Source organism: Pedomonas mirosovicensis, assembly GCF_022569295.1.
GTDB classification, from domain to species: Bacteria; Pseudomonadota; Alphaproteobacteria; order Sphingomonadales; family Sphingomonadaceae; genus Pedomonas; species Pedomonas mirosovicensis.
Map to the genome: position 1 here is coordinate 517,357 of NZ_JAKFIA010000002.1, position 21,745 is coordinate 539,101.

Annotated in this window: 15 protein-coding genes and 1 pseudogene; 7 read left to right on the plus strand and 9 right to left on the minus strand. The window is 65.5% G+C overall.

From position 1 onward, the window contains the following. Positions 1-148 precede the first annotated feature (148 nt). Complete coding sequence (locus L0C21_RS15265; RefSeq protein WP_259279286.1) at positions 149-1,345, plus strand: MFS transporter; 1,197 nt, start codon at positions 149-151, stop codon at positions 1,343-1,345. Positions 1,346-1,347: 2 nt separating this feature from the next. Here L0C21_RS15265 and L0C21_RS15270 read toward each other — a convergent pair whose 3' ends face one another. Beyond that, the gene (locus L0C21_RS15270) at positions 1,348-1,707 is read right to left on the minus strand and encodes a DUF488 domain-containing protein (RefSeq protein WP_259279287.1); all 360 of its coding nucleotides are present in this window, start codon (positions 1,705-1,707) and stop codon (positions 1,348-1,350) included. A gap of 164 nt (positions 1,708-1,871) precedes the next feature. Between L0C21_RS15270 and L0C21_RS15275 the strand changes: the two genes are divergently transcribed. Continuing rightward, positions 1,872-2,879 (plus strand): metal-dependent hydrolase, encoded by a 1,008-nt coding sequence (locus L0C21_RS15275; RefSeq protein WP_259279288.1) that lies wholly within the window; start codon positions 1,872-1,874, stop codon positions 2,877-2,879. Here the strand turns inward: L0C21_RS15275 and L0C21_RS15280 are convergent. The 3 genes from L0C21_RS15280 to L0C21_RS15290 all read right to left on the minus strand — a co-directional run bounded on the left by L0C21_RS15280 (position 2,794) and on the right by L0C21_RS15290 (position 5,697). Continuing rightward, positions 2,794-3,159: a hypothetical protein gene (locus L0C21_RS15280; RefSeq protein WP_259279289.1), complete on the minus strand. Its 366-nt coding sequence runs from the start codon at positions 3,157-3,159 to the stop codon at positions 2,794-2,796. The genes L0C21_RS15275 and L0C21_RS15280 overlap by 86 nt on opposite strands. A 74-nt stretch (positions 3,160-3,233) precedes the next feature. Continuing rightward, a complete protein-coding gene (locus L0C21_RS15285) occupies positions 3,234-4,433 on the minus strand; it encodes a M24 family metallopeptidase (RefSeq protein WP_259279290.1) in 1,200 nt (399 codons plus the stop codon). A 4-nt stretch (positions 4,434-4,437) separates the two neighbouring features. After that, entirely contained in the window at positions 4,438-5,697 is a 1,260-nt protein-coding gene (locus L0C21_RS15290; protein ID WP_259279291.1) for an NAD(P)/FAD-dependent oxidoreductase, read from the minus strand. Between the two features lie 238 nt (positions 5,698-5,935). On the opposite strand from L0C21_RS15290, the gene L0C21_RS15295 reads away from it, so the two are divergent. The 3 genes and pseudogenes from L0C21_RS15295 (at position 5,936) to L0C21_RS15305 (ending at position 9,522) form a co-directional block, all read left to right on the plus strand. Further along, on the plus strand, positions 5,936-6,934 hold the full coding sequence (locus L0C21_RS15295) for a 4-hydroxyproline epimerase (protein ID WP_259279292.1): 999 nt from the start codon (positions 5,936-5,938) through the stop codon (positions 6,932-6,934). 445 nt (positions 6,935-7,379) lie between these two features. Next, entirely contained in the window at positions 7,380-8,033 is a 654-nt protein-coding gene (locus tag L0C21_RS15300; protein WP_259279293.1) for a GntR family transcriptional regulator, read from the plus strand. A 62-nt stretch (positions 8,034-8,095) separates the two neighbouring features. Beyond that, positions 8,096-9,522: pseudogene (locus L0C21_RS15305) on the plus strand (amino acid permease). 334 nt (positions 9,523-9,856) lie between these two features. Here L0C21_RS15305 and L0C21_RS15310 read toward each other — a convergent pair. From L0C21_RS15310 to L0C21_RS15320, 3 genes are all read right to left on the minus strand, one after another. Beyond that, on the minus strand, positions 9,857-11,503 hold the full coding sequence (locus L0C21_RS15310) for an amidohydrolase family protein (RefSeq protein ID WP_259279294.1): 1,647 nt from the start codon (positions 11,501-11,503) through the stop codon (positions 9,857-9,859). Between the two features lie 86 nt (positions 11,504-11,589). Continuing rightward, a complete protein-coding gene (locus tag L0C21_RS15315; RefSeq protein ID WP_259279295.1) occupies positions 11,590-14,499 on the minus strand; it encodes a TonB-dependent receptor plug domain-containing protein in 2,910 nt (969 codons plus the stop codon). Positions 14,500-14,896: 397 nt separating this feature from the next. After that, positions 14,897-17,257, minus strand: coding sequence for a glycoside hydrolase family 127 protein (locus L0C21_RS15320; RefSeq protein ID WP_259279296.1), 2,361 nt, complete (start codon positions 17,255-17,257; stop codon positions 14,897-14,899). A 345-nt stretch (positions 17,258-17,602) separates the two neighbouring features. Between L0C21_RS15320 and L0C21_RS15325 the strand changes: the two genes are divergently transcribed. Both L0C21_RS15325 and L0C21_RS15330 read left to right on the plus strand, forming a co-directional pair. Continuing rightward, a complete protein-coding gene (locus L0C21_RS15325) occupies positions 17,603-19,408 on the plus strand; it encodes a DUF885 domain-containing protein (RefSeq protein WP_259279297.1) in 1,806 nt (601 codons plus the stop codon). 12 nt (positions 19,409-19,420) lie between these two features. After that, a complete protein-coding gene (locus tag L0C21_RS15330; protein ID WP_259279298.1) occupies positions 19,421-19,921 on the plus strand; it encodes a YybH family protein in 501 nt (166 codons plus the stop codon). Between the two features lie 317 nt (positions 19,922-20,238). Here the strand turns inward: L0C21_RS15330 and L0C21_RS15335 are convergent, their stop codons facing one another. Both L0C21_RS15335 and L0C21_RS15340 read right to left on the minus strand, forming a co-directional pair. Next, a complete protein-coding gene (locus L0C21_RS15335) occupies positions 20,239-20,418 on the minus strand; it encodes a hypothetical protein (protein ID WP_259279299.1) in 180 nt (59 codons plus the stop codon). 194 nt (positions 20,419-20,612) lie between these two features. Then, positions 20,613-21,707: an alpha/beta fold hydrolase gene (locus L0C21_RS15340; RefSeq protein ID WP_374940272.1), complete on the minus strand. Its 1,095-nt coding sequence runs from the start codon at positions 21,705-21,707 to the stop codon at positions 20,613-20,615. Positions 21,708-21,745 lie beyond the last annotated feature (38 nt).

Here is a 21,745-nt window from a genome sequence, read left to right on the forward strand (position 1 = left end):
GGCAGCCAGGGGAGGGGCGCCGATAATCCTTGAAATGCGCGCCCAAGGCCGCCATGTAGCGCAGCGGTGCCGGGGCCGTCCGCAAGACGGCTGCCGGCCCGATACGGACAGGCCCACGGTTTCTCCGTAGGTGAGACAGGATCACAACATGCGTAGTTCAGTTCCCCGCGGCGCGCGCCCCGGGCTCATCATGCTCGCCCTGGCGGCGGGCGCCTTTGCCATTGGCACCACCGAATTCGCAGCCATGGGGCTACTGCCTTTCTTCGCCCGAGATCTCGGCATCGATGAGCCGACGGCAGGCCATGCCATCAGCGCCTATGCCCTTGGCGTGGTGGTGGGCGCGCCCATCATCGCCGTGCTTTCCGCGCGGATCGCCCGGCGCACGCTGCTCATTGGTCTGATGACCATGTTCGCGCTCGGCAATGCGTTGAGCGCCGTCTCCCAATCCTACCACGAGATGATCCTGTTCCGTTTCTTAAGCGGCCTTCCCCATGGCGCCTACTTCGGCATCGCGGCGCTGGTCATCGCCTCGCTCGTGGAACCGGGGCGGCGCACCAGGGCCATCTCCCGCATGTTCCTCGGGCTCACCATCGCCACCATCATCGGCGTACCGCTGTCCAGCTGGTTCGCCCAGGCGGTCGGCTGGCGCTGGAGCTTCGTCATCGTGGCGGCCCTTGGTTTGCTCACGGCCACCCTGGTTGCCCTCTGGGCTCCTGCCGACAAGCCTGACAGCGCTGCCAGTCCCTTGCGTGAACTGGGGGCTCTGGCGCGCGGCCAAGTGTGGCTGACGCTGGTAACGGCCGCCATCGGCTTCGGCGGCCTGTTCGCAGTCTATACCTACCTCTCCGTCACCCTGGTGGAGGTGACCGGCGTCACGCCCGCCTTCGTGCCGGTGGTGCTGGCGGTGTTCGGTATCGGCATGACCGTGGGCAACCTGGTTGTGCCGCCCTTTGCCGACCGGGCGCTCATGCCCACGGCCGCCGGCCTGCTGATCTTCAGCGCGGCGTCCATGGCCCTGTTCCCGCTTGCGGCGCACAATCCCTGGGCCGTGATGGCGAACGTGTTCGTGATCGGCTGGGGCGGCTCGCTTGGCAGCCTTTTGCAGACCCGGCTGATGGAAGTGGCGGAGGACGCCCAGTCACTGGCCGCCGCGCTGAACCATTCGGCCTTCAACGTCGCCAACGCGCTTGGGCCATGGCTGGCGGGCCTTGCCATCTCGGCAGGCTTTGGGTGGACTTCCATCGGCTGGGTAGGCTGCGCCCTGTCGCTCGGCGGCCTGCCGACCCTGGTGCTGTCGGTCATGCTGGAGCGCAAGCGGCGCCTGCGGTACGCGGCCGCAAGCTGAGGTCAGCGCCGCTGTAACTCCTCCAGCACCTCCTTGAGAACGAGCGCGTGGTTGTGGTCGCGATCCTTGGCCGAATAGAGCAGGGTCAGCGGGCCATCGCCGCCGCGCTCCAAAAGCTGGCGCAACTCATCCTCGCGGAGGCGGAGTTCATCCCGGTAGCGGGCGGGAAAATCGGGCCATCGGCCGGGGTCGGCATGCAGCCACTGCCGCAACTCGGTCGAAGGGGCGATGGACTTGGCCCAGTGGTCGATGGCGGCCTCTTGCTTTTTCAGCCCGCGCGGCCACAGGCGATCGATGAGGATGCGGCAGCCGTCGTCCGGCGTGGCGGGATCGTAGATGCGCTTCGTCCGGATGGAGGTCATTGTCGTTTTCCGCGCAGATGCTCCTACCGGTCAATCTAGGGCAGGATGGTCCTGGCATAAAGGGCCCCCCGCCCGCCGGCTTTCAGTGTCCAACATCTGTTGGACGCGTTGCCCAGCACCGTTATACCTGAGGCTTGGCCGGTCTTGGAGTGCGGGGGTGTTGCATGGATAATCTGGCGCATACGCTTGTGGGCGCGGCGCTCGGTCAGGCGGGTCTTAAGAAGAAAACCGGCCTTGGCATGGCGACGCTGATGATCGCCGCCAACCTGCCGGATATCGATGTGATCGGCCTCGCCTTTGGCGAGAACCTCGCCTGGCGGCGCGGATGGACCCACGGCCCGCTCGCCCTTGCCCTGTTTCCGCTCCTGCTCGCCTGGGCCATGGTGGCGTTCGACCGCTGGCAGGCCCGGCGCGGCAAGCGCCCGGAGGCCCGCCTGCCGGTGCGCTTCAAGTGGGTGCTGGCACTGGCTTATATCGGCGCGCTCAGCCACCCGCTGCTCGATTTTCTCAACACCTACGGCATCCGTTGTCTCATGCCCTTCTCCGATCGCTGGTTCTATGGCGATGCGCTGTTCATCATCGACATCTGGCTGTGGGGCGCGCTGGGGCTGGGCTTCTGGCTGTCCCGCCGGCGGGAACGGGCAGACGCCCTGAGGGCCGGCACCCCTGCGCTTGCCGCGCTCGTTCTGGTTGCCGCCTATGCCGGGGCCATGGGCGCGGCGAGCCTTGCGGCCGAGCGCTTCGTCGCCCGCGATGTGGCGGCCCGCGGCCTCGGCACGCCGGAGGTGGTGGTCGCCAGCCCGGTGCCCGTCGACCCCTTCCGCCGCCGCATCGTGTTCAAGCTGGGGGAGGCCTACGGGTTCGGCGATCTGCGCTGGTCGCCCGCCATGCGCTTCGCGCCGGAGCCCGGCCTTGTGTCCACCAACATGAGCCACCCGGCCATCCCGCTCGCCATGCGGCAAAAGCCGGTCAGGGACTTTCTTTATTGGTCGCGCCTGCCCTTTGCCGTCGTGCGGCAAACGCCTGAAGGCGCGCAGGTCGTCATCGGCGATGCGCGCTACAACCGCCGGGCCGACGACGGGCCGTTCACGGTTCGCGCGCTTGTTCCCGGCTCAGCGACAGCGCCTTCGCCAGCGCCAGCAGGCCAATCCCTAGCATCACGGCCAGGGTGACGGCGTAAAAGACCGCGCTTTCCTTCGGCGGGCCGAACAGCAGGTGGTCGAGCGTCGGCACCAGAAGGGAGAGCATCAGCCCCGCATAAAGTCCCCACGCCGCGACCAGCAACGCGGTGCCGCGCCGCCCGGCAAAAAGGGCGGCGGCCAGCATGGCGATCGCAACGAGGATCTCGTCGAACGCCAGCGGCAGGAAGCGCGGGTTGCCCCACCAGCGCGCGATCTCGCCAAGGCCGATCAGCAGCGCGAAGAGGACAGTCAAGAGGCGTAGCGTCTTCATGCCGCCGGTTTCGGCCGGGGCGGCCCTTCAAGTCAAGCAGGAAGGGCCGCCCCGGATAAGGCGCCGCGCCGGTCTCAGCCGAACAGCGCGTCGATGGCATGCTGAGGCTGGGTGAACCACTCCGCGCCGTTCTCGGTCACGTAGAAGTGGTCCTCCAGGCGGATGCCGAACTTGTCGGGAACGACGATCATCGGCTCGTTGGAGAAGCACATGCCGGGCGCGAGCGGGGTCTTGTCGCCGCGCACCAGATAGGCCGGTTCGTGGATCGAAAGGCCGATGCCGTGGCCGGTGCGGTGCGGCAGGCCCGGCAGCCGGTAGTCGGGGCCAAGGCCCGCCTTTTCCAGCACGGCGCGGGCGGCGTAGTCCACCACCTCGCAGGGCACGCCCGGCTTCACCGCGTCGAACGCGGCCTGCTGGGCGGCCTTTTCCAGCTCCCACATGGCGCGCTGCTCGGCATTGGCTTGCCCGAACACATAGGTGCGGGTGATGTCGCTGTGGTAGCCCTCGATGGTGCAGCCGGTGTCGATCAGCACCACGTCGCCCTCGTGCAGGTACGACTCGCCCGGCAGGCCGTGCGGGAAGGCGGTGGAACGGCCGAACTGCACGATGCAGAAGCTGTAGCCCGAAGCGCCCATGGCGCGGTGCGCCTCATCGATGAAGCGGCGTACCTCGGTTGCCGTGATGCCCTCGCGCAGGATGCTGGCGGCGCGTTTATGCACTTCCAGCGTCATCGCCTTGGCCTGCTTCATCAGGGCGAGTTCGGCGGGCGATTTCTGCATCCGGCAGCCGTCGATGATGGCGGAGCCCTCCACCACGTCGAGGCTCGGCGCGGCCTTGCGGATGCGATCGACGAACATCAGGGCCATGGCGGGGTCAAGCGCCAGCGTCTGGGTGCCCAGCTCGCGCAGAGCATTGGCGACCAGTTCGCTCGGGCTTTCATGCTCTTCCCACAGGCGGATGTCGGCGTCGATGACGAGTTCGGCCTGAAGGCTGCCCAGCTCGAAATTCGGGCAGATGACGATGGGCTTGCCGCTTGCCGGCAGCAGCATCGCGACCAGACGTTCGGTTGCGCCCCAGGTGACGCCCGCGAAGTAGCGCAGGCTGGTGCCGGCGTTCACCAGCAGGGCATCGACGCCGTTCTCGCGCATGAGGCGGCGAGCCTTCTCGATGCGGCCCAGGCGCTCATCGACGGTGATGGCCGGGGCCCGATTCTGCCACGGGGTGAGGCTTGCCAGTTCGGCTGCGGCGTTGGAGCCGCCAATTCCGCGCGTCATGATGTCACTTTCTGAAACGCTCGAGTGAGAAGGGTGCGATATTAATCACCGGAGTCTCGCCCGTGACAAGAGCCCCGATCGCCTCGCCGGTGACGGCGGCCAGCGTCAGCCCCAGGTGCTGGTGGCCGAAGGCGTAGTAGAGCCCCGGCACATCCTCGGCGCGGCCGATGGCGGGCAGGTAGTCCGGCAGGGTCGGGCGCGCGCCCATCCACTGGCTCACCGGCTCGCCGAACGACAGGCCGAGCGCCTTGACGTGCGACTTCAGCCGCGCCCACTTGCGCGGGTCGGCCGGGCTCTCCAGCCGTCCGAACTCCACGAAGCTCGCCGCGCGCAGGCCGGAGCGGAAGCGGGTGACGATCATCGAGCGATCCTCGAACACCACCGGCGGCATGCCCTCGGGCCAGCTCGTGTTGCTGGTTTGGATATGATAGCCGCGCTCGGCGATGATCGGCACCTTGTAGCCGAGCGGCCGCAAGAGGTCGCCCGAGGAAACGCCGGCGGCCACCACCACCGTATCGGCTTCCAGCAGTTCGCCGTCGCTCATTACCACGGAAAGGGAGGCGCCCATCCGGTGCAGGGACTGAACGCTGCCCCGCAGCCGCTGTCCGCCCAGTTCCTCGAAACGCCGCTCAAGCGTCTCCGCCAGCTGGCCGAGATCCAGGATCTGCCCGCTGCCAAGGAAGCGGATCGCGCCGGCGGGGCGCTTGCCGGTCAGCGCGGCAATCGCCTCAAGCTCCGCCTCCGTCGCGTCGCGGACCGTCGCCGTGCCCGTATCCGCGCTGGTCCAGGAGGCGCGGCCCTTGGCGGCGCTCGCCTCGGTTTCCCACACGATGTAGTGGCCGTCCTCGACGAAGAGGTCGGACGCGCCGGCGGAGGCCAGCAGGCGCTGCCAGGCGGGAACGGCCTCGGCCAACGTCGCCTTCAGCGCCGCCTTGCCGATGGCGAATCGCTTTGGCAAGCTGGCTGCCAGCAGTCGCAGGGAGAAGGGCAGCCAGGCCCCGATGTCCCTGAGCGGCAGGCCAAGCGCGCCGCCCCGCCAGAACAGACGGCGCGGAAAGCTCTTGATCGTGGCGGCGGAGGCCAGCGGCTCCGTCTGCTCCACGGCAATGTGCCCGGCATTGCCCCACGACGCGGGCCGAGGCTCTTGGGTGGGGTCAACAAGACATGTCTTGAAACCCTGCGCCTGAAGGTTGATAGCGCAAGCTAAGCCAACAAGCCCGCCGCCGACGACGATGGCTGTTTCCGAACTGTGAAATTTCGTCATTGTCATGGCGCATCGTATACCGTATATTTTTATGGCGTTCAATGGAGGTGACGCAGGGTCGAAAGCGCAGAAATGCGGGGTTCTCACCCCGTCGCCACGATCCGGTTCGCCGCCGACGATTCTGTCGACATCGCTATCACGCAGGCGTTCCTTGCGCGACTGGTGGAAAGAGATGGCGATGGTTAAAAAATATGCAGCAACCCGGCCGATGCGCTCGGCCAAATAAAGGCTGAAACGTATGCGTCATACGTTCTTCTGTATTGATGGTCATACCGCTGGGAACCCGGTTCGCCTCGTGGCGGGCGGTGCCCCCCTGCTCAAGGGCTCGACGATGGCGGAGCGGCGGCAGGATTTCCTCGCCCGCTTCGATTGGATTCGCACCGGTCTGTGCTTCGAGCCGCGCGGTCATGATATGATGTCCGGCGGTTTCCTGTATCCGCCGACCCGTGAGGATACGGACTGCGGCATTCTCTTCATCGAGACCAGCGGCAGCCTGCCCATGTGCGGTCACGGCACCATCGGCATGGTGACCTTCGGTCTCGAGAACGGCCTCATCACGCCGCGCGAACCCGGCAAGCTGCGCGTCGAGGTGCCGGCCGGCATCATTGATATCGATTACAAGGCCGAGGGCCAGAAGGTGACGTCGGTCAAGATCCGCAACGTCCCGGCCTATCTTGCCAAGCAGGGCATCGAGATCGAGGTGCCGGGCTTTGGTCCGCTCTCCATCGACGTATCCTACGGCGGCAACTACTACGCCATCATCGAGCCGCAGGGCGCCTACACCGGGCTCGATGACCTGGGCGCATCGCGCATCGTCGAGCTGAGCCGCGTCATCCGCCAGATGGTGCGTGACGTCTACGAGCCGGTTCATCCGGTGGAGCCGACCATTCGCGGCGTCAGCCACGTTCTGTGGGCCGACAAGCCCAAGAGCGCGGATGCGGACGGCCGCAACGCCGTGTTCTACGGCGAGCGCGCCATTGACCGCAGCCCCTGCGGCACCGGCACGTCGGCGCGTCTGGCGCACCTGCATGCCACCGGCCGGCTGAAGGTTGGCGATGCCTTCGTGCACGAGAGCTACATCTGCAGCCGCTTCATCGGCCGGATCGAGGGCGAGACCAAGCTGGGCGACCAGCCCGCCATCATTCCCTCCATCGAAGGCTCTGCCATCTCGACGGGCTTCAACACCATCTGGATCGACCGGGCGGACAAGTTCTGGGCCGGCTTCTCGGTGGTCTGAGGAAGTCGATGCCCCATAGGATCAGCCTCTCCTCATCTATCGGCGCGGCCTCTGGGCGGCGCGATGCAGTCCGGGCGGATGCGCCGCGCGGACAAGGGGGAGAGGCGGATCGACAGTTCGCGGCCCGTGGCGTCTTCGCCCGGGCCGCTGCTCTTGCCCGAACCGGGCGCGCCCTTCAGGCTCAAGGGGACAGACTTGGCCTGGCTCGCAGCGCGCGCACGGCGGGCAGGAGCCTGCGTTTCCGACCGCTGCCTCCCACAAGGGCATCCAGCCGGCGCGCGAAGCTCCGGGCCATCATGGCCGCGTTGCCGGCAGCCAAGAATGAACTTTGCGTAGTATTTGGCGGAACCGGCTCTTCAAGCTATGGTCGCGCTGTGCAGGAACGGCTAGTCCGTACATTCTGTGCAATAATCATATCCAGCTATCAGGAACCGGTATTACGCCTATGAGCAGCCTTATCGTACGGAATCTTTCAGATCAGCTTGTGGAGCTGGTGCGCGATCGTATCCTGTCCGGCCAGGTTCCGGCGGATAAGGCGATCCGGCAGGATGCCCTGGCGGCCGAACTGGGCGTCAGCAAGATTCCGCTGCGCGAGGCCCTGGCCCGGCTGGAACAGGAAGGCTTGCTGCGTTCCCAGGCCAACCGGGGATTTTTCGTCCGGCCGCTGAGCACGGCGGAGGCTGAGGAAGTTTATGCGCTGCGTCTCAAGCTGGAGCCGGATGCGGTGGCGCAGGCGTCCGTCCATGCCTCCGAGGCCGAGCGGCGGTTCGCCGTCGAGACGCTGGAGACGCTCGACCGGGTGACCGACGCGCACGGCTCGGGCGTCGGCGCGTTCAACCGGGCGTTCCATCTGGCGCTCATCCGGCCTTCGGGGCTGACGGTTACCACCAATTTTCTGGAGCGGCTTCACATCCTGTCGGATCGCTACGTCCGTAAGCATCTGGAGCCGCTGGGCCGCGATGAGCGGGCCAACGAAGAGCACGCCAAGTTGCTGGAGACCTGGCTCTCCCGGGACAGCGGGGCTGTCGCCGAATTGATGCGGCAGCACATCAGCGAGACTCTGGAGGATCTGCGAAAGCAGCTTCCTGCGGAAGCGTAAGTTGCCGGAGCCATCCGGCAGCCCAATACAAGATAAGGGGACCAAGGACTGTGGGACGTAAACTGTGGGGGCCGCTCAAGCCGCTCGACCCTGTTGGGGCGCTTGGGCAGGGGCATACGCTTAAAAAACCCTGAGCTGGCCGCACCTGATTGCGTTGGGCATTGGGGCAATTGTTGGTACGGGAATTTACACGCTGACCGGCGTCGGCGCGGACCGGGCGGGTCCTGCCGTGCTGCTGGCCTTTGCCATTGCGGGCGCGGTGTGCGCCTGCGCGGCGCTGGCCTATGCGGAAATGGCGACGCTGATTCCAACGGCGGGCAGCGCCTATACCTATACCTACTCCGTCATCGGCGAAGGCGTGGCCTGGGTCGTGGGCTGGAGCCTTATCCTTGAATATTCGCTAGCATGCAGCACGGTGGCGGTGGGCTGGGCGGCTTACCTCGTCGGCTGGCTCCAGAGCGTTGGCGTCGAGCTGCCGCACTTCCTGTTGGCAGGGCCCCATGCCGGGGGCCTCATCAACCTGCCGGCGGTTCTTGTGGCCCTTTCCATCGCCGGCCTTCTGATGGCGGGCACGCGCGAAAGCGCCACGTTCAACATCATCCTGGTCATCATCAAGATCAGTGCGCTGGCCGCGTTCGTGTTCATGGCCCTGCCTGCCTTCAACGGCGAGAACATGACGCCGTTCATGCCCTACGGCTTCGGCAGCGAGGCCGATGCGGGCGGCACCACCCGCGGCGTCATGGCGGCGGCAGCCATCGTGTTCTTCGCCTTCTACGGCTTCGATGCCGTGGCGACCTCCGCCGAGGAAGCCAAGAACCCGGGCCGGGACCTGACCATCGGCATCGTCGGCTCGATGGCCGCCTGCGTCATCATCTACATGCTCGTGGCCCTGTCGGCCATCGGCGCCGTCCACTACACCGAGGTGGCCAAGTCGTCCGAGCCGCTGGCGTTCGTGCTCCGCTCGCTCGACCATCCATTCGCCGCCTGGGCGGTTGGAATGGCCGCGCTCGTCGCGCTGCCGTCGGTTATCCTCGTCATGATGTATGGCCAGAGCCGCATCTTCTTCGTGATGGCGCGCGACGGCCTCCTGCCGCGCAAGCTCAGCGAAGTGTCGCCGCGCACCGGCTCGCCGCTGCTCATCACCGGCATCACCGGTGTGTTCGTGGCGGCCGTGGCCGGCTTCTTCCGGCTTGATGAAATCGCTGAACTCGCCAACGCCGGCACGCTGATCGCCTTCATTGCCGTGGCGGCCAGCATGATGGTCCTGCGCGCCAAGCGCCCGGACCTGAAGCGCGTGTTCAGCTGCCCGCAGCCCTATGTGGTCGGCACGCTGGCCATTGTCGGCTGCCTCTACCTGCTGTTCAGCCTGCCGGACAAGACGCTGGTGCGCTTCTTCGCCTGGAACGTGCTCGGCGTGATTGTCTACATTCTCTATGGCCGGCGCCGCAGCGTCGTCTCGCAGGCAAAGCCGGCGGAGACGGTTCAGTAAGCGAACCCGATACTGCGAAACAAAAAGGGGCGGTCACTTCGGTGGCCGCCTTTTTTGTGTGTGGTTGATTTTTCTTCGCAGAAGGCCCCTCTCTTTGATGCGCCTTCGCGCACGGGCGCCCCTCTGCACTCCCGTTCTTTCTTCCGGCCGCGCCCTTCATCGGCTGTGGGGGCAACTGAATTCAGACTGCACGCCGGTTTGACCGGGTGCGCCCCTTAAAAAAACGAAGGGGGGTCTTAAGGGGGCAGACCCCCTTGGCTGGCCCTTTTCAAAATCAAAAAAAAGCGGCCACCGAAGTGGCCGCCCGTTTGTGCATGTTGCAAGGTGGCGATGGTCAGCGGGTGGTATCCACCGCCTCGATCACCATTGGCCCCGGCGGGATGTGCCGTTCCGCCTTTTCCTTGGCCACCATCTCCCGGATCTCGGCGCGGAGCTTGCGGGCATCGTAGATGATGCCGTCCTTCACCGTGTAGGAAATGCCGCCGACCCGTTCGACCTTGCCGGTCTTGTCGTTGAGCTTGAGCGTGCCGGTGCCGAACAGCAGCTTCAGGTTGGCGAGCGGGTTGCCCTTCACGATCACGAGGTCGGCCTTGCGCCCGGCGCGGATGGTGCCGATGTCATTTTCATGGCCGAGCACCTTGGCGCCCACCTGGGTGGCGGCGTGGATCACCTCCAGCGGGCTGAACCCGGCTTCACGCAGCAACTCCAGTTCCTGGGTGTAGCCGAAGCCATAGAGGTTGTAGATGTAGCCGCTGTCGCTGCCGACGCTGACAAGGCCGCCGCGGTTCTTGTACTCGTTCACGAACTTCATCCAGAGACGGTAGTTTTCCTTCCACGCCATCTCCTTCTCGGTCGTCCAGTCGAACCAGTAGGAGCCGTGGTTCACCCGGCTCGGGCGATACCAGTCCCACAGGCTCGGCATCGTATATTCATCGTGCCAGGCGGCACGGCTCATCCGCATGAAGTCGCGGCTGGTGAGATAAGCGGTGAAGGTGGGGCTGAGGGCGAAGTTGCGCTTCAGGAGCGTGTCCATCACCTCGTTCCAGCGCTTGGTGCCGGGCCTGGCGGTCTGCTTCCACAGGCGCCCGGCCTCGGCAAAGCGCATCTCCTCGTCGTTGTTCACAAAGTCGACCGGGAAGTCCTGAATGGTGCGGTCAGTGAACATGGCCTCGGGCAGGCCGTACCAGTGCTCCATGGAATCAAGGCCGTGGGCCGAGGTTTCCAGCACGTTGGCGTAGGAGACCATCTGCTGGGAATGGTGCATGGTGGTCTTGAGGCCAACCTTTTCCGCCTCGTCGAGGGCGGCGTACAGCACGTCCTCGGCGACGCCGCCGATGAACTTGATGCCGTCCGCGCCCCGGCGCTTGGCCTCGCGCACGGCAAGGCGCGCGGTTTCGGGATCGTTGACCGGCTTGTCGAGGATCTTGTGGAAGAAGGGATAGACATCGAGGCGCGGGGCCACGATCTCGTTGCGTGCGCTGCGCTGCTTGATGTCCACCAGCCACTCGATGGGCCGGCTGCTGCCCAGTTCGCGCGCGGAGGTGATGCCGCTGGCCAGCCACAGTTTCAAAATGTAATCGGACGGCACGTGCTGCCCGTCCGCAAGACTGTGCAGGTGAACGTGGGTGTCGACGAACCCCGGCAGCACATAGTAGCCGGTCAGGTCCATCTCATAGTCGCCCTTGGGCGCGCGAAGGGACTCATCGATCGCGCCAGGCGCGCCGATCGTGCGGATTTCCGCAATCCTGTCGCCGGAAATGACGATATCGACCGGCCCCTGGGCCGGCGCGCCGGTGCCATCCACGTAGGTGACGTTCCGCAGCACGATCCGCTTGTAAGGACCGACGCCCTGGCTGCGTTGCGGAATGGGATCGGCAACCGAGCCGGTTGCTGGCTGGGCGGCCAGCGCCGTGGCCGGCATCATTGCCGCCACGCCGAGGCCGAGCAGCGACCCGAGCAGTGTTTTGCTAAGCAGTTTCATTTCCGGTTTTCTCCCCCGAAAAAAATGCGCCGCTGAGCGGGTGCTCAGCGGCGCAGGTTGGAAACGAATTTTTATGACCCTTTTTCTTAGAACCGCGCCCGGGCGCCGACGAAGAACCGGCGGCCGATCACGTCATAGAGCGACGGGTCGGTGTTGGCGTCGCCGGCAAGGGCCGTGCCCATGATCGGCGGCTTGTTGTTGAACAGGTTGTCGATACCGCCGTACAGCTGCAGGCCGTCGGTGACGTCGTAGGACACCGAGGTATCGAAGTACCACTGGGCCGAGGTCTTCTCGACCGGCGAGGTCACGCCTTCATACAGCTTCAGACCGCCGATCATCCGACCCTGGAGGCGCCAGTTGAGCGGGCCCGAGGTGTAGGTGGCGCCCAGCAGCAGCTTGAAGTCCGGAACGGCGAAGATGCCGATGCCGGTGCAGCCGCCGCCCATCTTGCCGGCGCAGTCCACAGCTTCCTGGCCAGCCAGGACCTGGGTCGAGCGCTCGAACAGCCAGCTGGCAACCGCCTGCAGCGACACGGAGGCGAGGTCATCGCCCAGCGCCAGCGCTTCCGGCAGATCGAAGCGGTAGTCGGTCTGGACGTCCAGACCCTCGACCTTCAGCGAACCGATGTTCTTCAGCTGCGTCGACACATAGTCCAGCTGGCCGCTGGCCAGGCGGTGGATCGACTTGCAGGTCTCGGAGTTCGGATCGAGCGTCGAGAAGCAGTCAGCCAGCGTCTGGTTGCCGTTGATGCTCGTGATGGCGTCGTCCACCTTCACCTTGAAGTAATCGATGGTGAAGTTGAGGCCCGGAACCACCGGCGGAGAAATCACAGCGCCGACCGTGATGGTCTTGGACTTCTCTTCCTTCAGGTTCGGGTTGCCGCCGCCCTCGACGGTGTAGCCGAGAGTCGCCTGGGTGAAGCTGTCAAGGTCAGCCGCCGGGACGCCCTGGGCAACGCACATCTGCTGCTGCGCGGCCGTCGGGTTCTGGTCCGCAGCGCACGGATCGCTGCCCGAGTTGAAGCCGCGGCTGATCGAGGAGTACAGCTCGTTCAGGGTTGGGGCGCGGATGGCGCTGTTGTAGGCCGTCCGCAGACGGATCCAGTCAACCGGCGCATACTCGCCGCCAACCTTCCAGGTGAAGACGCTGCCGACCGACGAGTAGTCGCCGTAGCGGGCCGCGGCTTCGATCGCCAGCGTGTCGGCGAAGGGCATGGCGTCCAGCAGCGGAATCCGCATTTCGCCGAACACTTCCTTCAGGTCGACATCGCCGCCCATCGGACGCAGGGAGACCGGACCGTACTCGTTGCCCAGGTCCATGGCGCTCGGGCTGAAGTCGTACTTGTCCTTGCGGTACTCGACGCCCAGTGCCACGGCCAGCGGACCAGCCGGCAGCTCGATCGGCGCGCCGCTGATGGAGGCGCCGGCCACCTGACGCTCGAACACCTCGGTGTGGGCGCGGGTCGGGGTCAGGTAAGCGCCGGCTTCCTCGCTGATGGAGCCGAGGCCGAAGATGTTCACCGGCACGCAGCCCAGGGTGTTCACCCGGCACACCACGTTGCCGTTGGCATCCACGATCGAGTCGAGGCCGAGGCTCAGACGGGTCTGAGAGATCTGGCCCTCGATGCGGGTGTCGGTGCGGTTGCGCTGGTACTGGTAGAAAGCGTCCCAGTTCCAGTCGGTGCTGCCCACCGAGAAGTCGCCGCGCAGGCCGCCCGTCAGGTTGAAGGACGTGCGCTCGTAGGAGTAGTAGCGCGTGCCCAGCTCGTCGGCGCGACGGCCGGCGCCCTCGATCGCGGCGGTGCCGTCACCGTCCGGATCAAAGATCGCGGCGTTGTCGACGAAGAACTGACGCAGCGAAGCCGGCAGGCTGGCGCTGGTGGCGTAGTTCGGCAGCAAGAGGGTGGAGGAGGCCGCACCCGGCGTCAGCGGGGTGAAGCTGTCCGGAGCCTGCTGGTAGGAGTTCGTCGTGTTGACGAAGTACAGCTCGGCATAGGCCTGGATGTGGTCCGTGAGGTCGTACTTGCCGAGCGCCGAAACCTGGGTCCGCTCCATCGGACGCTGCAGGTAGTTGTCGGACGCATAGTTATAGGCGTCCTGCGGCTGGCAGTACGGCATCACTGCGGCGTTCTCGCCGAAGCGGATACCGGTGATGGAGGTGCACTCGCCGTTCGGGGTCAGATCGACGCCGACCAGGCTGTCGCGCTGGGATTCGCTCAGCGGAATGCGGGTGCCGGGAATGCTGCCCGAACCGCCCGGCATCAGCTGGCCGTTGACCGTGTCCAGCGGAACGCGGGAGAAATCGCGGGCCGCCTGCATCACCTCGTCGCGCTTGGTGTAGGAGGCGGAGACCACCACGTTGCCGCGGTCATCGGCGAAGTTCGAGCCGAAGGTCACGTCGAACTTGTGGGCAGCGCCGTCGCCCTCGAAGGTTTCGCCGTACTGGTAGCTGGTCTCGAGGCCCTCGAAATCGTCCTTCAGGACGAAGTTGATGGCGCCGGCAATGGCGTCGGAACCATAGACCGCGGACGCGCCGCCGGTGATGATGTCAACGCGCTCGACCAGGGCGTCGGGGATCGTCGCCAGGTCGACCGAGCCATCGGAGTTGGCCGGCATGAAGCGGCGGCCGTTGACCAGCACGAGGGTACGGGTCGCGCCAAGGCCGCGCAGGTTCGCGGTCAGAACGCCCGCGTCGCCGCCGTTGTTGACGCTGGAGGTGTTGCCCGCCGCCAGCTGGGGAAACTCGTTCATCGTGTTTTCGATGGTGACGTTGCCGGACATGGCAATGTCATCAGCGCCGACCACCGTCAGGGGGCTCGGGGCGGTCAGGTCGGTCCGCACCAGGCGCGAACCGGTCACAACGATGGCTTCCATCTCGGTCGTTGCGTCCTGCGCCATGGCCGAGGCCGAGGCGAGCATCGCAGCGCCGCACAGCAGCGTCGACGCCAGAAGGCGCGTCCGCTGTTGCGTCCGTTTCTCGTCAGAAACTTTATGCATTTACTTCTCCCTTGGGTACGCAACCGAATACTTTCGGCTCAACGTCATTCCGCGCCTGTATCAGGAAACGCGCTGGGGAGAGATGACGCCGCCGCGCAGAGACTGCATCGGCTTCGCCAGCTCTGGCTGGTATCACCATGTTCGGATTGAAAAAATGGAAGTAATCCGCCCCCACGAATAACGTATACTGGATACCGTATTCATTGAGGGTTCAGAGTCAAGGCGCGGTTATAGCAGCTATGCGCCTGGAGTGTGGGTGTGGCAATTCAGTAACAGGGACGTCACGACCCCGCCGCGCCAGCCATGCCTGGCCATAATCGGCCCCTGCTTGCCTGTCACGCAAGAAAAAAGGGCGGGCCTCGGGCCCGCCCTTCGTACGCCTTACTCTACTCGCACATTACTTGGCCGCGAGCATCCGCACGCCGTAGACCGGGCCGCCGCGGTTGAGGCCCTTCTCGGGCTCGAACCGCACCAGCACGCTGGTCTTGCCGCGGGTCAGCTCCTCGGGGATCGGATAGTCGGCGGTGAAGAAGTCGCCGGGGTGCTCGCCGTTCAGCTTCACCGTGGCGATGCGCTGGCCGTCCACCAGGATGTGGAAGTGCTTGCCCCGCTCCTCGCCCCAGTAGGTGTTCTGCAGCACCATCTGGCCCGAGCGCACCTTCATGCGGAACTGCACGAAGCCCTCCGCGCGCACGTCGCGCCCGTGGCGGCCGCGATAGGTGCCGGGGTAGCTGTTCTTCGCCTCCAGCTGGTGGTCGCGCTCGGGCTGCATCTCGCCCAGGTGCATGATGTCGACCGAACGGGCCTCCAGCTCGCGCTGGCGTTCCTGCTCGGCGGCGAAGGCCACCTGCGCCTCCTTCCATCCGGCATCCGTGAAGCGGCGGAAGTAGACCGCCGTGCGCCGGTCCCACTGGCTGTAGAAGGGGCTGAACTCCAGGTCCTGCGGCCGGCCGACGCCCTGGCTGCGGAAGCGCTTCTCCTCGACCGACACCGGCACGAAACCGGTCAGCAGGTCGTTGGACACCAGCGCCGGATCCGGCCCCTTGTAGGGTTCGGCGGGCGAGCCGACGTCGGCCGCCAGCACCACCGGGCCGTGGAGGAGGGCGATGACGTCCGGATCATCGACCGTCGATTCCGTCCGCAGCGCCATGGGCAGGGTGAGGCTGATGCGGTCGCCCTTGGTCCACTTGCGGCGCAGGACGACGTAGCCATCCTTCGCGTTGAAGGGCTGGTCCGCGCCGTTGATGGCGACCTTCGCGCCCTGGCACCAGCCGGGGATACGCAGGGCGACGGCGAAGCTCTGCGGCGTCTCGATGTCCGTCAGCGTCAGCGTCACGTCCTCGTTGTAGGGGTAGCGGGTATCGAGCCGCAGCTTGGCATTGCGCTCCTTCCACTCCACCTGCGAGGGGATGAACAGGTTGACGATCAGCGTGTCGCCGCCCTGCCAGTAGATGCTCTCGCCATGCTTGGAGTGAGTTTCCATGCCCGTGCCGACACAGCACCAGAAATCGTCGAAGTCCGACGACCAGTTGCGGTGCGTGCCCGACATCAGCGGCACCATGTAGGCGAAGTGGCCGGTCTTCGGGTTCTGGTGGGCGAGCATGTGGTTGATGTGCGCCCGCTCGTAGTAGTCGAACAGGTTTGCGCTCGGCGACCAGCTGTAGAGATGCCGGGTCAGCTTCAGCATGTTGTAGGTGTTGCAGCTCTCGCAGGTCTGCTCGGTGATGTGCTTGGAGACCGTGCGCGGTGCGGGGAAGTACTCGCGGTCGGCGTTGCCGCCGATCACGTAGGAGTAGTCCCGCGTCACCGTCTCCCAGAAGAACTCGGCCGCCGTGCGGTCGCCGGCAACGCCCGCCAGTTCATAGATGCGCGCGAGGCCGATGATCTTCGGGATCTGGGTGTTGGCGTGAATCCACGGCAGCGAATCCTGCCGCTGGCTCAGCGGATCGAGCACCTTGCGGTGGCGCAGGCGCTGGGCCAGCTTCATCCAGCGCGGGTCCTTGGTGCGGGCGTACAGCTCGGCGAAGCTTTCGTTGATGCCGCCGTGCTCGCAGTCCAGCACCTTCTGCACCTGCTCCTCGTTGAGCGGGGCGAACACCTTCTCGATGTAGCCGCTGAGCTTGACGGCGATGGGCAGGGCCTGGGTGTTGCCGCAGTAGGTTTCAGCGTCGAACAGGCCGGCGTACAGCTTGTGCCAGGTGTAGAAGGGCACCCAGCAGCCGTTGAGGTCGAACCCGGCGGAGCGGATGTCCCCAGCCATGATCTCGGGGAACAGGGCCTTGCCGTCCTCCACGATGTCGCCGCGCTTGCGGGTGAAGCCCGCCACGTAGCCGTCGCCATGGGCGGCCTGCGCCTCGGCCAGCTCGCTGACGATATAGTCCACCCGGCGCTTGCATTCCGCGTCGCCGGTCTGGGCGTACATCAGCGACAGGGCGGTCAGGTAGTGGCCCAGCGTGTGGCCGGCGATGGTGTCGCTCTCCCAGCCGCCGTAAACCTCGCCCTTCGGCTTCAGGCCGGCGCTGGTGCGGAAATTGTGCAGCAGCCGGTCCGGCTCCAGCCGGTGGAGGTAGGCGCGATTCGCCTCGACCGCCTCAAGGAACGGCGAGGGCAGCAGACGCACCGAAGACAACGGCAGGGCCGTGGCGCGATCAGGCAGGCCAGCGGCGCGCTTGGTGGCGCAGGCGGCGGACGGCAGCATCGCCGCCACGGCAGCGCCCGCCAGCAGCGTCCGTCGGTTGATGGTGAACTGGCTCAACATTGGTAATTCCCTCCCCCTTGGGTAGCGGCGGCCTGCCTGACCCGCGCGGTGCGTATCCCTCAGGCGCATCATTGCTTAAATCGTATACAAAATACGGTACGCAGGAATGCGGGTCTGTCAAGGTGGGTTATTTGCATCACGCAGCTTAGCTGTATAGACAGGAAGGGGGAGTCGGCTGTCGTGTCCCGCCGAGTATCGATTGCTGCAAGCATTCATTTCCTTGCATCTGTGGGATTGACAGCGGGGCTGTTTCCGTATCGTATTCTGTATACGATACATCGCCATATCGCTTACCGGGAGGCGGCGATGAAGAATCAGGGGGTCCCGGACAGGAGAACTTAAAGTATGCGAACTGCTTCCCTTATCCTCCGCGCACTGCTCGCCTCCGCGGCGATTAGCGCTGTTCCCGCCGTTGCCGTGAGCATTCCGGCCGTTGCCGTGAGCATTCCGGCCGCAGCCGCCGCCGAGGCGCCCGCAGCCGGCGCCCAGGCCGAAACCGCCGCCGGTGCGCGCCTGCGGAGCATCTACGAGGCCGAGTGGCAGTGGCGCCAGCAGGAGTTCTCCCGGACGCCGGAAGGCCGCGCCCACCTGCCGCACGAGGATGCGGCCAGCCAGCAGCGCCGCCTCGCCTACTGGGACAAGGTGCTGGCCGAGCTGGACAAGATTCCGGTCGATCAGCTGAGCGAGGAAGAGCGGATCAACTACGACGTGTTCCGCGAAATGGTGTGGGGCGATGCGGTCGACCTGCGCTACAAGCTTTATGAAGCGCCGTTCAATGCGGACACCTTCTTCTGGACCAGCCTGGGCACCCGCAAGCCGCTGCTGTCGGCGGAGGAGTATCGCAACTACCTCAGCCGTCTGCGTGAAATTCCGCGCTACTTCGACGAGAACATAACCAACATGCGGGCCGGTCTTGCCCGCGGCTTCACCGTGCCGCGCGTTGCCATCGAAGGCCGCGACAAGACCATGGAGCCGTATCTGCGGGCCGGCGAGGACAATCCGCTGTTCGAGCCGTTCACCAAGATTCCGGACAATATCCCCGCCGCCGAGCGCGAAAAGATCCGCGCCGAAGGCCTGAAGGTCATCCACGACGTGGTGGCGCCGGCTTACGAAAAGCTGCACACCATGTTCGTCAAGGAGTACATGCCCAAGGCCCGCAAGACCATCGCGGCCCACGATCTGCCGAACGGCGATGCCTACTACCAGGACATGGTGCGTAAGTTCACCACGCTGGATATCACGCCGAAGGAAATCCACGAGATCGGCCTGAAGGAAGTGGCGCGCATCACCGCCGCCATGGAGAAGACCAAGGAAAAGGCGGGCTTCAAGGGCACGCTGGCGGAGTTCAAGCAGTTCCTCCGCACCGATCCGCAGTTCTACGCCAAGACGCCGTATGAGCTGCTGGCCAAGTCGGCCTATGTCGCCAAGAAGGCGGATGCGGCGCTGAGCGAGACCATCGCCACCCTGCCGCGCTACCGCCACGGCATCATCCCCGTTCCCGAGGCGCTGGCCCCCATCTACACCGGTGGCCGCGGCGGTCTCGAGAACTGCATGATGAACACCTACAACCTGCCGGCCCGCTCGCTGTTCAACATTCCGGCGCTGACGCTGCACGAGTGCACGCCGGGCCACAGCTTCCAGGCGGCGCTGGCGCTGGAAGCGCCGGAGCGGCCGGACTTCCGCAAGAACATCTACTTCTCCGGCTACGGCGAGGGCTGGGGCCTCTACACTGAGTATCTCGGCTACGAAATGGGCATCTACGAGACGCCCTATGACGAGTTCGGCCAGCTCTCCTACGAGATGTGGCGCGCCGCTCGCCTCGTCGTCGACACCGGCATCCACCAGTACGGCTGGACCCGCCAGCAGGCGATCGACTACCTGATGGAGAAGACCGCGCTGACCAAGCATGAGGTCGTCAACGAGATCGACCGGTACATCGCGTGGCCGGGCCAGGCCGTCTCCTACAAGCTGGGCGAGCTGACCATCCGCCGCCTGCGCGCGAAGGCGGAAGAGGCGCTGGGCGAGAAGTTCGACAAGCGCTACTTCCACGATGCCATCCTCCAGCTGGGCGCGGTGCCGCTGCCGACGCTGGAGCGCCGGATCGACAAGTTCATTGCCGACGGCGGCCGCAACCCGGACATGGCGTCCTAAGGGGCTAAGGCGATGCGCGCCTCCCTCCTTCTGGCCGCTGGCCTTCTCTGGCTGAGTTTCTCCCCCGCCGCCGTGGCGGGAGAGGGGCCCGCCGCCCCGGCGCACGGCTCCGCCCTTGTGGGGGTGGATACGGCGGCGGAGGAGGCTGCCATCCGCGCGGTCATCGCGCGGATGGAGGCGGCCTGGAACCGAGGGGATTTTCGCGGCTACATGGAGGGCTTCGCCAATCCGGATGTGATCTTCGTCTCGAACGGCCGGTTCCAGAAGGACTGGCAGGGCACGCTCGATCACTACGTCCGCGATTACGGCGCGTCCGCCGACACCCGCGGGAAGTTGCACTTCTACGATATCCGGATCGAGATGCTGGCGCCCGATGCGGCCCAGCTCATCAGCCGGTTCCGCCTCAGCCGTCCCCAAAAGACGCTGGACGGGATCAACACGCGCCTGATGCGCAAGCGCGACGGCAAATGGGTCATCGCGCTGAACCACGTCTCGGCCACGGAGACTCCATGACAGTTACGAGCGGCTCGCCTCGGCGAGGTTGCCCGACCCAACAATAACAATAATAGCCAATCCCCAAAGCGTAGAACTCGACGGGCCGTGCCTTCCCCTCCAGGCGCGGCCCGTATTTTATGCGCCGTACGCCAAAAGAAGCGAGACCTGGCGCTGGAATGCCCCGTAAAGCCCCGTAGAGGCCCCTTACAGCGCCAAAACAAGGGTGCCCGCTACCACCCTAGCGGCAATAGGCAAAAACCTCTGTACGAGCGTTTTAACCCCATTAGCGTCGATTTCGGGTTTTGGGTGCAATCGCAGCAGTCATTCGCAATCAATCAGCGAAACTTGGCGATCTTGAGCCCTTCTTCCTTGGCGCGGGCGGAGATGCTCTCCTCGCTGCGGCGCAGGGCCTTGGAGATGGCCTTCAGCGTCTCGCCCTTGGCGGCGAGGCGGCGCAGCTTGGCCAGCTCGTCCATCGTCCAGGGCTGGCGGTGTCGCAGAAAATCATCGGCCATGGGGTGCCTTCCGGGCTGGCTGTGCGTGCGTGCCGCTTCCTACAACGATCCGCCCGTCCTGTCGCCCCTCGTTCGCGCCGGGAAGGAACATCCTCGAGCAAAATAAAAGGCGCGGCGGCCGAGGGGGGGAGTGGCCGCCGCGCCTGTCCGCCCGGGCGGTGCCCGGTGCGGTTTGGGGAGAAGAAAGGGGTGGGCTATTTCTTCTCGCTGCGCTTCAGAAGGTCGATCAGGTCGTCCTTCCAGAACTTCGCCCAGGTGTGGGTGCCGTGGCCACGGGTATCGTCGGTGGCCTTGATGAGCACGTAGCGGCCGTTCTTGATGCGCGCGGCGAACTTCTCGGCAAGACCGTAATCCCACGGGTTGATGAAGTCGTCGGTCGAGTTCACCCAGGTGACGGCGGCGGTGATCTTCTCCAGATCCTTCGAGGGATCGTAGGTGCGCGAGGAGTCGAGCTGGTAGATCAGGTCGTTGGCGTCGCGCCGGGGAATGTCGGACTCGATGCGCTCGACGATGTATTTCTCCGCCGCCTCGCGGGTGGGGTAGGTCTTCTGGAGGTAGAGCGGCGCGAAGCCCGCCACCTGCAGCAGGCTCGCCGCCGTGCGAAGGCCGAGGATCGGCTCGGAGGTGTAGTTGCCGTTGTTCCAGGCGGGGTCGGACATGATGCCGTGCATCGCCGCCTTGCGCCACATGCGGTTATGCCCGGCGATTTCCATGGGCAGGCACGCCATCGGCATGATCGCCTGTACGAAATCGGGGTGCTGCTCGCCCCACATGAAGCCGTGCATGCAGCCCATGGAGGTGCCCATCAGCAGCCGCAGGTGGTCGACCTTCAGGCCTTCCGTCAGCATCCGGCGCTGGGCTTCCACCATGTCGTCGTAGTCGTACTTCGGGAAGGACATCCGCAGGCCGTTGCTCGGCTTGGACGATCCGCCATGGCCGATGTTGTCCGGCAGGATGATGTAGTATTTGGTGATATCGAGCGGCTGGCCGGGGCCGTAGAGTTCCTGCGCGAACTGGGGCGAGAGGAACTGCCGCCCGCTGCCGCCGGTGCCGTGCAGCACCATGACCGCGTTGGTGACGTGGCCCTGGGCATCGCGCTTCGGGGTGCCGAGCGTGGCGTAGTGCATCCGCAACTCGGCCAGCTTCTCGCCGGTGCCGAAGGTGAAGTTCTTGAGGATGACGTCGCCTTCCTTCAGCTGGGCGGCGTAATCCACCTCGGCGCTGGCGGGCGCGGCCCAGAGGGCGGCAACTGCGCTGAACGCGGCGATGGTCTTGAGCATGGCTTTCATGGGTGGGTCCCCCTTTTTTGTCCCTATGTCGGCCTTAT